Here is a 15443-nt window from a genome sequence, read left to right as displayed (position 1 = left end):
ACTAATTATATACGAGTGAAAGGGGATGCGATATGACAGAACGTGATCGTTATACAAATGAAGAGAAAGAGGCTGAGCCGAAAGAAACCGGAAAAGAAGCTTCAATAGTGGAAAAAATTCAGCAGCTTGGACAAACGAATGTACCGCAAATGAATGAATCACGTATTCATTGTTTAACAATTGTTGGACAGGTGGAAGGTCATGTTCAGTTGCCGCCGCAAAATAAAACAACAAAATATGAGCATATTATTCCACAAATTGTTGCGATTGAACAAAATCCGAAAATTGAAGGCTTGCTTTTAGTGTTAAATACAGTTGGAGGTGACGTTGAAGCTGGGCTAGCAATTTCTGAGATGGTCGCTTCACTTTCAAAACCGACAGTATCTTTAGTTTTAGGCGGAGGGCATTCTATCGGTGTACCGATTGCAGTTTCTACAGACTATTCATTTATTGCAGAAACTGCGACGATGACAATTCATCCGATTCGTCTAACAGGTCTTGTTATAGGTGTGCCGCAAACATTTGAGTATTTAGATAAAATGCAAGAAAGAGTCATTCGCTTTGTGACGAAGCATTCGAAAGTAACGGAAGATCGTTTTAAAGAGCTTATGTTTGCGAAAGGGAATTTGACGCGAGATATTGGTACGAATGTAATTGGTGGAGATGCAGTGAAGTATGGTCTTATAGATGATGTCGGTGGTATCGGAAATGCGATTCGAAAATTAAACGAATTAATAGATAATCGCGCGGATGATCATGCAGAAGGGACAATGTTACAATGATTTTATATACAATTATGCCAGAGCAACTCGTGTATCCAGCCGATTATTCGCAATGTGAAAGTCAAAAAGTCGTAAATATAAATGGTGTTGAATTAATGGTTTCAGAAGAAGAACATGGGTATTATTCTATTGTACGCGTGTTAAGTACGGATCCGCTTCACTACTTAGAGTTTGAGCCGGGACAGAAAATAACCTTTTAGCAAAAAGAAGGATTTTGTTTAGAAGCTATGGTATAATATAAAAAACAAGACGGTTGAGCAGCCATGAGAGGGCTGCTTTCTTCTGTTTATTTAACATTTTACAAGAAGTGTAAAAATAGAAGATATAAAGACCTGAAAAAATAGAGAAAACAAACATATAAGCAGAGTTTTTTAGGAATTTTTACTTATATGTAGATCACGAGGTGAAGAAATGGCAAAACAAAAGCAAAGAGGGACGAAGGCAAAGGCAAGACGTACGATAAAGCCAACTTTGTATTATGAAATCGTCGGTTTAACTCTTTTTGCACTTTCAATCATTACGATTTTACAGCTAGGCGTTGTAGGAAAATCGTTTGTGTTATTTTTTCGCTTCTTCTTTGGTGAGTGGTACATAATTGGTGTGTTAGGTGTAATAGCTTTATCCGTTTCATTCGTTATAAAACGTGGATGGCCGAACCTTTTAAATAAACGGTTAATCGGTTTTTATTTAATAGTATTGGCGATATTAATGTTTAGTCATATTACATTATTTAACCTTCTTACGAAAGATGGAGCAGTGCAAAATACTTCTGTTATTGTAAGTACGAAAGATAATTTCTTTCTTGAAATGAAAAAAGGGCCAGATAGCGTTCATTTAGGTGGTGGCATGTTTGGTGCACTTATGTTCGCCACTTGTTACTTCTTATTTGACGAAGTTGGAGCTTATATTATTGGTATTATTTTAGTTATTCTCGGTATACTTTGTATAACAAATAAGCATATTGGAGAAGTGTTAGCTCCAGTTGGTAGAATTCTTAGAAGTCAATTTCAAGTGATGCAAGGGGACTATAAAGATTGGAGAGCCAAAAGAACGGCTGAACAAACAGAAAAGAAAAAAACAACAAGAAGCACAAGGAGCAAACGTGCTGCAGAACATGAAGAAATTATTGAGCCGATGGAAGAAATCTCAATTGATCCTCCGATTATTTCGAATTTCACTGAGAATTATCCTGTAAATGAAGAAGAGGATAAACGAATTGAAGTAGAGGAAGAAGAGTTAATCACTTCACCGTTTATTGAAGAGGCTCCACCAGTTGAAGAGCCGAAGAAAAAGCGTGGAGAAAAAATCGTTGAATCGCTAGAGGGGGAAACACAAGCACCTCCTATGCAATTTTCAAATGTAGAAAATAAAGATTACAAGCTTCCTGCGCTTGATATATTGAAATTTCCAAAGAATAAGCAAGTTACAAATGAAAATGCGGAAATTTATGAGAATGCTCGTAAATTAGAACGTACTTTCCAAAGTTTTGGAGTGAAAGCGAAAGTAACAAAAGTACATAGAGGTCCTGCAGTTACAAAATATGAAGTGTATCCTGATATGGGAGTAAAGGTAAGTAAAATCGTCGGTTTAAGTGATGATTTAGCACTTGCGTTAGCGGCGAAAGACATTCGTATTGAAGCGCCTATTCCCGGGAAATCAGCTGTAGGAATTGAAGTTCCGAACTCAGAAGTCTCCATGGTAACGCTTAGAGAAGTTCTTGATTCTAAAGCTAACAATCATCCGGAAGAGAAGTTGTTAATAGGGCTTGGACGAGATATTACAGGTGAAGCTGTATTAGCCCGCTTAAATAAAATGCCCCATTTGCTAGTGGCAGGTGCGACAGGTAGCGGGAAAAGTGTATGTATTAACGGTATTATTGTTAGTATTTTAATGCGTGCAAAACCACATGAAGTAAAATTAATGATGATTGATCCGAAAATGGTAGAGTTAAATGTATATAACGGTGTGCCTCATTTGTTAACACCAGTTGTAACGGATCCGAAAAAGGCATCGCAAGCATTGAAAAAAGTTGTAAGTGAAATGGAGCGCCGTTATGAGTTATTTGCTCATAGTGGCACGCGAAATATTGAAGGATATAATGATTATATAAAAGAGCATAATAATCAATCAGAAGCGAAACAACCGGAATTACCTTATATTGTCGTAATTGTGGACGAGTTAGCAGATTTAATGATGGTTGCTTCGTCGGATGTAGAGGATGCGATTATGCGTCTAGCGCAAATGGCTCGTGCTGCCGGTATTCATTTAATTATTGCAACGCAACGTCCGTCAGTTGATGTCATTACGGGAGTTATTAAAGCGAATATTCCATCACGTATTGCATTCGCTGTCTCTTCTCAAACAGATTCTCGTACAATTCTTGACGGCGGTGGTGCAGAGAAACTGCTAGGTCGTGGAGATATGCTATTTATACCAATTGGTGCATCGAAGCCTGTACGTGTACAAGGTGCGTTTTTATCAGATGATGAAGTTGAGAGAGTTGTAGAATATGTTATTGGTCAGCAAAAAGCGCAATATCAAGAAGATATGATCCCGCAAGATGTTCCTGATACGAAGCAGGAAGTAGAAGATGAATTATATGATGAAGCAGTTCAGCTCGTAGTGGAAATGCAAACAGCCTCTGTTTCTATGTTGCAACGTAGGTTTAGAGTTGGTTATACGCGTGCTGCCCGTTTAATTGATGCAATGGAAATGAATGGTGTAGTAGGTCCTTATGAAGGTAGTAAACCACGAGAAGTGCTCATTAATGATGTACAAGAAAAAAGTTCATAAAAAAAGCCTAATTGTTTTTACAATTAGGCTTTTTTATATGCTGGTTTTGTTATATACTATATTCAGCGATAAAGAAAGGGCTTACATTTAAGGTGGTTCTTTAGAATACGAATACTTTGGTGTGGTTTTTTGTGAATGTTCGATATTTCATGTAGAAAAATGTTAAATTTTGTTGACACGTATGGGAGCAAGTGGTAAGATTACTTCGAAAAGAATCACTGCCTCATATAATCTTGGAGATAAGGTCCATAAGTTTCTACCTGGCAACCATGAATTGCTAGACTATGAGGGGAAAAGTGTGTAACAAAGGATGTAAGAGATCTTTGTGCCGAACTTTTTCTCGCTATGAGGAATGTTTATGGTGCAAAGTTTTTTTTATGCAGTAAAGAGTGAAAATTTTATTTTAAAAAATTATTAATATTTATTCGACAATTATGCTTATTTTTAGTATTTAGCAATTTTTATTATGTTGTAAGTTGAAAAAAGAGAAAAGAAGTCTTACATCAGAGGTCGAATAATTGAAATGCGGGGGAGTCTTATGTCAGTAAAATCCGATAGTCGTCACCTATATTTACGGGTGATTGATCACATCAAAGAAAAGATTAAAGATGGGGCTTACAAAGAAAGACAAAAGTTGCCATCAGAGTTTGATTTAGCGAAAGAACTTGGCGTAAGTAGAGCGACTTTAAGGGAAGCGCTGCGTATTTTAGAAGAAGAAAATGTTGTCATTCGTAGACATGGTGTAGGAACATTTGTAAATGCAAAACCGTTATTTTCTTCTGGGATTGAACAACTTTCTAGTATTACAGATATGATTTCTAGTGTGGGGAAAACACCAGGAACTATCTTTTTATCATCATCTACAACAAGTTTAACAGAAGAAGAAAAAGAGAAGTTTAATAGTGAAGATGGTTTTAATGCAGTGATGATTGAGCGTGTGCGTACAGCAGATGGGGAACCTGTTGTATATTGTATCGATAAACTTGCAAAAGAAATCTTGCCAGATTTATCGGGATACAACGAAGAATCATTGCTTACAGTGATACATAACAATACGCACAAACGTATCACATACGCAGTTGCTCATATTGAGCCAATTGGCTATCATCCGAAAATCTCACCGATTTTGGAATGTGAACCGGAAACGGCACTGCTAGTATTAAAACAAATGCACTATGATCAAAATGATGAGCCAATCTTATATTCTATCAATTACTTTAGAGCTGATAAGTTTAGCTTCCACGTATTAAGAAAACGTATGTAGGTAGGTTCCTTTTTAGGGAGGTGACAGCAAGAAGTTAGGGACAGCAGCGTATAAAAAATAGACAAATCATTTCAGGAGGGGTTCTAGTATGAAGAAAAAAACAGGTCTTTTATTATCATTAACATTAGCAGCAAGTGCGGTGTTAGGTGCATGTGGTAACTCGGATAAAGCGAGTAGCGACAAAAAAGAGTTTAAAGTTGGTATGGTTACGGATGTTGGGGGCGTTGATGACAAATCATTTAACCAATCAGCTTGGGAAGGTTTAACGAAATTCGGTAAAGACAATAATTTAAAGAAAAATGAAGGATATCGTTATCTTCAATCAAGTAAAGATGCTGATTATATCCCGAACTTAACGAAGTTTGCGAAAGATCATTATAACACAACATTTGGTATTGGTTACTTAATGGAAAAATCAATTGCAAAGGTAGCTGAACAATATCCAAAAGAGCAATTTGCGATTGTAGATACAGTTGTAGAGAAGCCAAACGTAACAAGTATTACATTTAAAGACCATGAAGGTTCATTCCTAGTTGGTGCTGTAGCAGCGATGACGACAAAATCAAATAAAGTTGGGTTTGTTGGTGGTGTAAAAAGCCCATTAATTACAAAATTTGAATCAGGCTTTAAAGCTGGTGCAAAAGCAGTAAATCCAAATATCGAAATCGTATCACAATATGCTGATGCATTTGATAAACCAGAAAAAGGCTCTGTATTAGCTTCAGCAATGTACGGTGGTGGAGTTGACGTAATTTATCATGCTTCAGGTGCAACTGGTAACGGTGTATTCACAGAAGCGAAAAACCGTAAGAAAAAAGGTGAAAACGTTTGGGTAATCGGTGTTGACCGTGACCAAAATCAAGAAGGTATGCCTGAAAACGTAACTTTAACATCAATGGTAAAACGTGTTGATATTGCAGTAGCAAAAGTAGCGCAAGAAGCGAAAGACGGTAAATTAAAAGGCGGTAAAGTAGAAGAATTCGGATTAAAAGATGACGGTGTTGGTATTGCGAAAACTACTGACAATGTGAAAAAAGTAAATCCAGAAATCTTAACAAAAGTAGAAGAGCTTGAGAAGAAAATCACTGACGGTGAAATTAAAGTCCCTGCAACTGATGAAGAATATAAAACATATGAAGCTTCTCTAAAGAAATAATAATAGAGAAATAGCAAAGGTTAGTTCGTAGAACTAACCTTTGCATATATAAAAATACTTTTAATAGAGTGTAATTAGGGAGTGTTCCCTGCTAAAAGGAGGAACAAAATGGAATACGTAATTGAGATGAACAATATTACAAAAGTATTCCCAGGCATTGTAGCGAATGACGATATTACGCTGCAAGTAAAACAGGGAGAAATACATGCTTTACTTGGAGAAAATGGTGCAGGGAAATCAACACTGATGAATGTGTTGTTCGGTTTGTATCAACCAGAACAGGGAGAGATTAAAATTAAAGGAAAACCTGTTAAAATTACAAATCCGAATATAGCAAATGACCTTGGTATTGGGATGGTCCATCAGCATTTTATGCTTGTTCATAATTTTACAGTTACAGAGAATATTATTCTTGGAAATGAGCCGAAGAAAAACGGGAAAATTGCTGTTGAAGAAGCGGCAAAAGAAATTAAGCAATTATCTGAACAGTATGGTTTGGCTGTTGATCCACATGCGAAAATTGAAGATATTTCTGTTGGGATGCAGCAAAGGGTTGAAATATTAAAGACTCTTTATCGTGGTGCTGAGATTTTAATATTTGATGAGCCAACCGCGGTGTTAACTCCTCAAGAAATTCATGAGTTGATTCAAATTATGAAAAAGCTTGTGCAAGAGGGGAAATCTATTATCCTTATTACACATAAGTTGAAAGAAATTATGGAAGTTTGCGATCGTTGTACAATTATTCGTAAAGGTAAGGGGATTGGTACTGTTGATGTAGCGGAAACGGATGAGCATAAACTTGCAGAGTTAATGGTCGGACGTCAAGTGAATTTTAAAACAGAAAAAATAGAAGCTAAACCAATGGAAGAAGTACTATCTATTGCAAACCTAATTGTTCATGATACGCGCAAGTTACCTGCTGTAAAAGGCCTTGACTTAACTGTTCGTGCAGGAGAAATCGTTGGGATTGCAGGGATTGATGGAAATGGTCAAAGTGAATTAATAGAGGCGATTACTGGTTTACGAAAAGTTGAGTCAGGTTCTATTGCAATTAAAGGAAAAGAAATAACGAATTGGCCTGTTCGAAGAATAACAGAAGAGGGGATTGGTCATATTCCTGAAGACCGTCATAAACACGGGCTTGTTCTCGATTTTTCTGTTCGGGACAATATTGTTTTACAAACATACTATAAAAATCCATTTTCAAAGAAAGGGATTTTAAATTTTAGTAAAATTACAGGAAAAGCGAAAGCACTTATTGAACAGTTTGATGTACGTACACCTAGTGAACAAACGTTAGCTCGCGCTCTATCTGGTGGAAACCAACAAAAGGCAATTATTGCACGTGAGGTAGATCGTAATCCAGATTTACTAATTGCAGCACAGCCGACACGTGGTTTAGATGTAGGTGCGATTGAATTTATTCATAAAAAATTAATTGAGCAGAGAGATAATGGTAAGGCAGTATTGCTTTTATCTTTAGAACTGGATGAAATTTTAAATGTAAGCGATCGAGTGGCTGTTATATATGAAGGGAAAATTGTAGCAATTGTGGATGCGAAAGAAACAAATGAACAACAGCTTGGATTATTAATGGCCGGCGGGACAGGGAAAGAGAAGGTGAACACAAATGGCTAAAAAATTTTTAACAGAACGAACAATTAATATTTTAGTACCTGTGTTATCCGTAGTTTTCGGTTTACTTGTTGGTGCCATTGTAATGTTAGTTAGTGGATATGATCCAATTGTTGGATATGCCGCGCTTTGGGAAGGGATGGTTGGCAATCCACAAGCTATCGGTGAGACGTTGCGTACGATGATTCCGCTTGTATTAGCTGGTCTTTCAGTAGCATTTGCATTTCGTACAGGTCTTTTCAATATTGGGGTGGAAGGACAGTTATTAGTTGGGTGGCTCGCTGCTGTTTGGTTTGGATATGCAGTGTCGTTACCAGCAATTTTGCATATTCCGTTATCTATTTTAGTGGCGGCAATTGTCGGCGGTTTATGGGGCTTTATACCTGGATATTTAAAAGGGAAACTTAAAGTAAATGAAGTAATTGTTACGATTATGATGAACTACATTGCACTTTATGTTACGTATGATCTTATTAAACGTTTTATCCACGAAGGTAATGAAAAATCTTATGACGTACAAGCAAGTGCTTCGTTAGCTTCTGATTGGTTATCTTCATTGACAGATGGATCTCGTTTACACTGGGGAATTGTTGTGGCTATTATCATTGCGATTGTAATGTGGTTCTTATTAGATAGAACAACGTTAGGGTATGAATTAAAATCGGTTGGTTTTAACCAAAATGCCTCTCAATACGCAGGAATGAAAGTATCGCGTAATGTTGTATTATCAATGACAATTGCTGGTGCTTTTGCAGGAATTGGTGGAGCTATGGAAGGATTAGGGACATTCCAAAGTATGACAGCAATGTCTTCGTTTACTGGTATTGGATTTGATGGGATTGCGGTAGCACTTTTAGGCGGAAATAATCCATTTGGTATACTATTAGCAGCTTTACTGTTTGGTGGTTTGAAAAGTGCAGCACCACAAATGAATTTCGAAGCAGATGTACCTTCGGAGTTAATTAACGTTATTATTGCATGTATTATTTTCTTTGTAGCGTGCAGTTATGTTTTACGCTGGGCACTTACACGCATGAGCAAGGAGGGGAAATAAATGAGCTTTTTAGATATTTTAGCCATTCTTGTGACGGGTACGTTATATACGGCAGCGCCACTTATTTTTACGGCGTTAGGTGGAGTGTTCAGTGAACGTTCTGGAGTTGTAAATATAGCGTTAGAAGGTTTAATGTTATTTGGTGCATTTATTGGTATTGTTACAACGTTATTAATGGGTGATACGTGGGGATCGATGACTCCTTGGATTGCATTATTATTTGCAGCAATTGGTAGTGGATTGTTTGCACTTCTTCACGCAGTAGCATCCATTACATTCCGTGCAGATCAAGTAGTGAGCGGAGTAGCAATTAACTTCTTAGCACTTGGTTTAACAGTATTTGCGATTAAGAAAATCTTTGGCAAAGGACAAACTGATTTCATTCAATACCGCATTGAAAAAATCGATGTTCCGGGTCTTTCGGATATTCCGGTAATCGGAAAAATCTTTTTCTCTAATGTACCGTTAACATCATATATTGCTATTATTTTAGCGTTTGTCGTTTGGTATATCATTTATAAAACGCCGTTCGGTCTTCGTCTTCGTGCGGTTGGTGAGCATCCAATGGCAGCGGATACGATGGGGATTAACGTATATAAAATGCGTTATATTGCAGTTGCTATATCTGGAATGTTTGCAGGAGTTGGTGGAGCGGTCTTCGCTATGTCGATTTCTGGTAACTTCTCAGGTGCTACAATTACTGGACAAGGTTTCTTGGCGTTAGCAGCAATGATTTTCGGTAAATGGAATCCACTCGGTGCTCTTGGAGCGGCTCTGTTCTTCGGATTTGCTCAATCATTAGGAATAACAGGCGGTACAATTCCAGTACTAAAAGAAATTCCAAGTGTATTCTTAACGATATTGCCGTATGTATTCACAATATTAGCGCTTGTTGGTTTTGTAGGTCGTTCTGAAGCTCCGAAAGCATTAGGAACTCCTTATGAAAAAGGAAAACGATAAGTATAAAAAAAGCTCGCACATTAGTGCGGGCTTTTTTACATAGACTATATTTAATACGGAATTTTACTATGTTCCTTACATATTACAGTTTTTAGAAAGAGCCTAATGTAAGTATAGTGAGGAAGAAAAGTTGATTTTTCATTTCTAAAAACTGTATATTGAAGAGGAATATTCCTATATACGTAAAGGAGGGCTATAAATGAAACTGATGGAACAACAGTTACATGAGTTAGGTGGTTTACGAGTACATATTATTCCAACTGATAAATATAAAACAAATACATTTGTATTTCGTTTGAAAGCACCTTTAAATGAGGAGACGGTGACAGAGCGTGCCCTATTGCCATACGTATTGCAAAGTGCGACAGAAAAGCTTCCTTCTGTAATTCGTCTTCGTCAATATTTAGAAGAATTATACGGATCTTCTTTGGCGGTAGATGTAAGTAAAAAAGGAGAAGATCATATCATCTCTATTTATGTAGACATTGCAAATGAAGTATATTTACATGATGCACCGCCGTTATTTGAAAAAGCGCTTTCTATGTTATCGGATATCGTTTTACATCCAGCGAAAGAGGGGAATGGTTTTCTGCCTTCTATTGTAGAAAGTGAAAAGAGAGCGCTCTTACAACGAATTGAAGCGACGTATGATGATAAAATGCGTTATGCAAACGAGCGTTTAATTGAAGAAATGTGCAAAGTAGAACCGTATCGTTTAAGCGCAAATGGGAAAAAAGAGAGTGTTTCTTCTATTACAAATGAAAGTTTGTATCAATATTATCAAAAAGTGTTAGCGGAAGATGAAATGGACCTATACATTATTGGTGATATTTCAGAAAACGCAGTTGATCTTGTAAGTAAGTATTTTTCTATTTCAGCACGTCCTGTGAGGGAAAGAAATGTACTTCTTCATAAGAGAAATAATGAAGAAAAAGAAGTTGTGGAAAAACAAGAATTAAAACAAAGTAAATTACACATCGGATATCGTACATTTATTACGTATAAAGACGAAGATTATTTTGCGCTGCAATTGTTTAATGGATTGTTTGGAGGATTTTCTCATTCGAAGTTATTCGTTAATGTTCGTGAAAAAAATAGTTTAGCGTACTATGCAGCATCTCGCTTTGAAAGTCATAAAGGTTTATTATTTGTCATGTCAGGAATCGAAGCGAAAAATTATGAAAAAGCGGTTGAGATTATTAAAGAGCAAATGCTTGCAATGCAAAATGGTGATTTTTCTGAAGAAGAGATGCATCAAACGAAAAGTGTTATTCGAAATCAAATATTAGAAGCAATTGATACACCGCGTGGATTTGTGGAAATGCTGTATCATGGTATTATTTCAGATCGTACGCGTCCGGTTGAAGAATGGCTTACAGGTATTGAAAGTGTGACGAAAGAAGAGATTGTGAAAGTTGCTAAAAATATTGAATTAGATACAATTTACTTTTTACACGGAACGGAGGGAGAATAAATGGAGAAAATTGTTTATGAGCAATTAAAAGAGACACTCTATTATGAAAAACTTCCTAATGGATTAGATGTATATATTTTACCGAAGCAAGGATTTAATAAAACATTTGCAACGTTTACGACAAAATATGGTTCTATGGATAATACATTCGTACCACTAGGTAAAGAAGAAATGATTCGTGTGCCGGATGGGATTGCTCATTTTCTTGAGCATAAACTATTTGAAAAAGAAGATCACGATGCCTTCCAATTGTTTAGTAAACAAGGGGCATCGGCAAATGCTTTCACATCATTCACAAGAACAGCTTACCTTTTTTCATGTACATCAAATGTAGAACAAAATTTAAATACATTGTTAAATTTCGTACAAGAGCCTTACTTTTCTGAAAAAACAGTTGAAAAAGAGAAAGGTATCATTGGGCAAGAAATTCAAATGTATCAAGATAATCCAGATTGGCGCTTATATTTTGGGTTAATTGATAGCTTGTTTGTAAAGCACCCGATTAAAATTGATATTGCGGGTACAATCGAGTCTATTAGTAAAATTACAAAAGATCTACTATATGAATGTTATGAAACGTTTTATCATCCAAGCAATATGTTAATGTTTGTTGTAGGTGCAATTGATCCAGAGAAAACGATGGATTTGATACGTGAAAATCAAGCGAAAAAAGATTATAAAAACCAACCAGAAATAGTACGTTCATTCGAAAAAGAACCAGATGAGGTGAATGAAAAGAAGAAAATTATTTCAATGCCTGTACAAACTCCGAAATGTTTAGTTGGTATTAAAGCGACAAACTTAAAAGAAAAAGGGGAAGCCCTTTTAAAACAAGAAATTGCGCTTACGTTACTTTTAGATTATTTATTTGGGAAAAGCTCCGTTCATTACGAATCTTTATATAATGAAGGGCTCATTGATGATTCGTTCTCGTATGATTATACGGAAGAGAATAACTTCGGTTTTGCAATGGTTGGCGGCGATACGAAGCAACCTGATGAGCTGGAAGAGCGTTTGAAAGGTATTTTATTAAATACAAATTATGATCAATTAGATGAGGCGGCATTAGAACGAGTAAAGAAAAAGAAAATAGGTGGCTTTTTACGTTCCTTGAATTCACCGGAATATATTGCAAATCAATTTACAAGATATGCGTTTAATGAATCGAGTCTGTTTGATGCATTGACTGTATTAGAAAGTTTAACTGTTCAAGATTTACAAGAAGTAGCCAAATTACTATTATCAGAAGAAAAAATGAGTGTTTGCCAGGTTTTACCGAAAAAATAAAAGATTTTATAATAATACCTTCATCTTATCATTGATAAATTGTAAGATGAGGGTATTATTTATTTGTAGAAAAAAGATTTTGTTGAGATAAGAGAGGAATTGTATGAAAAAGTATGCATTAGTAACTGGAGGGAGCGGAGGGATTGGCTCTGCTATTTCGAAACAATTAATTCAAGATGGATATACAGTATATGTTCATTATAATAACAGTGAAGAGAAAGTGAATGAGTTGCAGAAAGAATGGGGTGAAGTAATTCCTGTTCAAGCAAATTTAGCTTCTACTGATGGAGCAGAGCAATTGTGGAAACAAATTGAACATCCTCTTGATGTTATCGTATATGCAGCTGGGAAGAGTATTTTTGGACTCGTAACAGATGTAACGAACGATGAATTGAATGATATGGTAGAACTTCAAGTGAAGAGTATCTATAAATTATTATCGATGGCATTGCCATCTATGATTCAACGGAGAAGCGGTAATATTGTACTTGTTTCGTCTATATGGGGACAAATTGGCGCGTCATGTGAAGTTCTTTACTCGATGGTAAAAGGTGCGCAAAATTCATATGTGAAAGCTTTAGCAAAAGAGGTTTCATTAAGTGGAATAAGAGTGAACGCGGTGGCGCCAGGTGCAATTGAAACGGAAATGTTAAACGTATTTTCAGAAGAGGATAAGAATGAAATTGCGGAAGAGATTCCGTTAGGACGATTAGGATTACCGGAAGAAGTAGCAAAAACTGTGTCATTTCTTGTATCACCAGGTGCATCTTATATAACTGGACAAATTATTGGAGTAAATGGCGGGTGGCATTGCTAAAAATTTCTTACATAAAAAATGAAAAACTGTACAAATTAAGCATGATTCTATTACTAAGTAGTGAGGTGCTTACACATGTCAGTTTTAGATAATTTTGATCAATGGAAGAGCTTTTTAGGAGAACGTTTAGAACAAGCGCAAGGAAAAGGTCTTGATGGTGGTGCTGTATCAGATATGGCATTTCGTGTTGGTGATTATTTAGCAAATGAAGTAGAAGCACGCAACGATCAAGAGAAATTATTAGCTGAACTTTGGAAAGTTGCTGACGAACAAGAGCAACATACAATCGCAAACTTAATGGTAAAGTTTGTACAACATAAGTAAAAAATAGAGAGGGGATTCTCCTCTCTATTTTTTTTGTATAATAATTGAAAGGGATAGATTATACATTTAGCTTCCCTATTAAGGTGAAATCATATAATATAGTACGTAGGTGTAAAGTAAGCAAGGGGAGTGATCTTGGATGATTGAATGGTATTTTGAATATGAAATACATAAAAACCGACCTGGCTTGCTTGGTGACGTTTCTTCGTTAATCGGTATGCTCGGCATTAATATTGTCACAATTAATGGTGTAGATAATGCAAGGCGTGGATTACTCCTTATGTGTGATAATCAAGAGCAAATCTCTAGACTAGAATCAATTTTAAATACGATGGATAACATAACGGTAACGAAATATCGTCCGCCAAAGCTAAGAGATAAGCTAGCGGTTAGACATGGTAGGTACATACAACGAGATGCAGATGATAAGAAGACATTTCGGTTTGTGCGTGATGAATTAGGGTTACTTGTAGACTTTATGGCTGAAATAATGAAAAAAGAAGGCCATAAGCTAATTGGTATACGAGGAATGCCTCGTGTTGGAAAAACAGAATCCATTGTTGCCGCAAGTGTTTGTGCAAATAAAAGATGGTTATTTGTATCGTCTACTCTTATTAAGCAAACTGTTCGTAGTCAATTGATTGAAGATGAGTATAGCGACGACAATATTTTCATCTTAGATGGAATCGTGTCAACAAAGCGTGCTAACGAAAGGCATTGGCAGCTTGTTCGTGAAATTATGAGATTGCCTGCAACGAAAGTTGTGGAACATCCTGACGTATTTGTGAGTCAGTCAGAATACACATTGGATGATTTTGATTATATTATCGAGTTGCGTAACGATTATGATGAAGAAATTCAATATAATTTAGTAGATGAAATTGAGCAAGGTACGCAAAATAATTTCTCTATGTTTGACTTTTAAAGAAATATTGAGGTGTTAGTAGTGACAGAATTAGGACAAAAGCTGAAAGAAGCAAGAGGAACGAAAGGCTTGTCTATTGATCAGCTGCATGAGATTACAAAAATTCAAAAACGCCATTTAGTAGCAATTGAGGAAGGCAATTATGATGTATTGCCAGGAGCTTTTTATGCGCGTGCATTCATTAAACAATACGCAGATGCGGTTGGATTAAATGGAGAGGAACTGCTTGTAGAATATCAGAGTACGATACCACAATCTGAAAAACGCGACGTTCCACAAGTGTCAACCGGACAAAAAACACAAGAAACAATGCAGAAATCTTCATCATGGCCAATTGCAGATCATATGCCGAAAATCTTAGTTGCGCTGCTAGTAATTGCAGTTGGAGTGGTAATTTGGTTTATTTTCCAAGCGTTAACTGGAAAAGGTGATGAGAAGGTTCCGAATGCTCAAAGTGAGAAAATTGAAGTTAAAAAAGCGGAAAATTCTCCGTTAGATACGAAGAAAGATGAAGTGAAAGCGGAAGAGCCGAAAAAAGAGGAACCAAAAAAAGAAGAATCGAAAAAAGAAGAGCCAAAGAAAGAAGAACAACCAGCGCAACCAACAGGACAACAAGAAATCAAAGTAGTTGGGACAACTGGTAAGGAGTCCACTTTGGAAATTCATAACAATAAAACGTTAGAATTAGAAATTACAACAAAAGGTGCAAGTTATGTAGGTATTAAAAATGAGGCAGGAAATGATATCTTTAGTGGAACAATAGAGGAAGGTCAAACTCAAAAATATGATTTATCAACAGCGAAAGTGGTAAACCTTAATATAGGAAGTGCACCGAATGTTGAATTTAAATTAAATGGCCAAGTGGTTACATTCCCGTTGAATCCAGAAGAGAATTATCATCAAAAATTCTTGATTAAAAATCTAGGGATAGAGCAACCTGCACAATAACAGTCATCGCTTCGATGACTT

14 protein-coding genes and 1 riboswitch are annotated in these 15443 nt (G+C 36.2%); all 14 genes read left to right on the top strand.

Going from position 1 to position 15443, the window contains the following annotated elements; translation table 11 throughout:
* The first annotated feature begins 32 nt into the window (after positions 1-32).
* Positions 33-782, top strand: a complete 750-nt coding sequence (gene tepA / locus PDQ40_RS09795; RefSeq protein WP_000139815.1) for a translocation-enhancing protein TepA — start codon at positions 33-35, stop codon at positions 780-782.
* The gene (locus PDQ40_RS09790; RefSeq protein ID WP_000605027.1) at positions 779-982 is read left to right on the top strand and encodes a YlzJ-like family protein; all 204 of its coding nucleotides are present in this window, start codon (positions 779-781) and stop codon (positions 980-982) included. Before tepA ends, PDQ40_RS09790 begins: the two co-directional genes overlap by 4 nt.
* 211 nt (positions 983-1193) lie before the next feature.
* The gene (locus tag PDQ40_RS09785; RefSeq protein ID WP_001118775.1) at positions 1194-3575 is read left to right on the top strand and encodes a DNA translocase FtsK; all 2382 of its coding nucleotides are present in this window, start codon (positions 1194-1196) and stop codon (positions 3573-3575) included.
* Between the two features lie 203 nt (positions 3576-3778).
* Positions 3779-3880: riboswitch (purine riboswitch) on the top strand.
* Positions 3881-4113: 233 nt separating this feature from the next.
* Complete coding sequence (locus PDQ40_RS09780; RefSeq protein ID WP_000114176.1) at positions 4114-4839, top strand: GntR family transcriptional regulator; 726 nt, start codon at positions 4114-4116, stop codon at positions 4837-4839.
* Positions 4840-4927: 88 nt separating this feature from the next.
* Positions 4928-5995, top strand: a complete 1068-nt coding sequence (locus PDQ40_RS09775; protein ID WP_000730594.1) for a BMP family lipoprotein — start codon at positions 4928-4930, stop codon at positions 5993-5995.
* A 108-nt stretch (positions 5996-6103) separates the two neighbouring features.
* Complete coding sequence (locus tag PDQ40_RS09770; protein WP_270691409.1) at positions 6104-7636, top strand: ABC transporter ATP-binding protein; 1533 nt, start codon at positions 6104-6106, stop codon at positions 7634-7636.
* Positions 7629-8687 carry an ABC transporter permease gene (locus PDQ40_RS09765; protein WP_001074499.1) on the top strand — a complete coding sequence of 353 codons (1059 nt, stop codon included), beginning with the start codon at positions 7629-7631 and terminating at the stop codon, positions 8685-8687. Before PDQ40_RS09770 ends, PDQ40_RS09765 begins: the two co-directional genes overlap by 8 nt.
* On the top strand, positions 8688-9647 hold the full coding sequence (locus tag PDQ40_RS09760) for an ABC transporter permease (RefSeq protein WP_000008842.1): 960 nt from the start codon (positions 8688-8690) through the stop codon (positions 9645-9647).
* Between the two features lie 199 nt (positions 9648-9846).
* Entirely contained in the window at positions 9847-11121 is a 1275-nt protein-coding gene (gene yfmF / locus PDQ40_RS09755; RefSeq protein WP_000772430.1) for an EF-P 5-aminopentanol modification-associated protein YfmF, read from the top strand.
* Positions 11122-12408, top strand: coding sequence for an EF-P 5-aminopentanol modification-associated protein YfmH (yfmH, locus tag PDQ40_RS09750; RefSeq protein WP_270691408.1), 1287 nt, complete (start codon positions 11122-11124; stop codon positions 12406-12408).
* A gap of 103 nt (positions 12409-12511) precedes the next feature.
* Positions 12512-13225: an elongation factor P 5-aminopentanone reductase gene (gene ymfI, locus PDQ40_RS09745; RefSeq protein ID WP_000759622.1), complete on the top strand. Its 714-nt coding sequence runs from the start codon at positions 12512-12514 to the stop codon at positions 13223-13225.
* A 75-nt stretch (positions 13226-13300) separates the two neighbouring features.
* Positions 13301-13549: a DUF3243 domain-containing protein gene (locus PDQ40_RS09740; protein ID WP_000114454.1), complete on the top strand. Its 249-nt coding sequence runs from the start codon at positions 13301-13303 to the stop codon at positions 13547-13549.
* A gap of 139 nt (positions 13550-13688) precedes the next feature.
* A complete protein-coding gene (locus PDQ40_RS09735; protein ID WP_000574107.1) occupies positions 13689-14474 on the top strand; it encodes a DUF3388 domain-containing protein in 786 nt (261 codons plus the stop codon).
* A 21-nt stretch (positions 14475-14495) separates the two neighbouring features.
* Positions 14496-15422, top strand: coding sequence for a helix-turn-helix domain-containing protein (locus PDQ40_RS09730; RefSeq protein ID WP_000137486.1), 927 nt, complete (start codon positions 14496-14498; stop codon positions 15420-15422).
* The last annotated feature ends 21 nt before the right edge of the window (positions 15423-15443 follow it).

Source organism: Bacillus cereus group sp. Bc061 (assembly GCF_027715825.1).
GTDB lineage: Bacteria > Bacillota > Bacilli > Bacillales > Bacillaceae_G > Bacillus_A > Bacillus_A paranthracis.
Note: the sequence above shows the minus strand (reverse complement) of the source record. Positions and strands in the feature narration are given on the sequence as shown.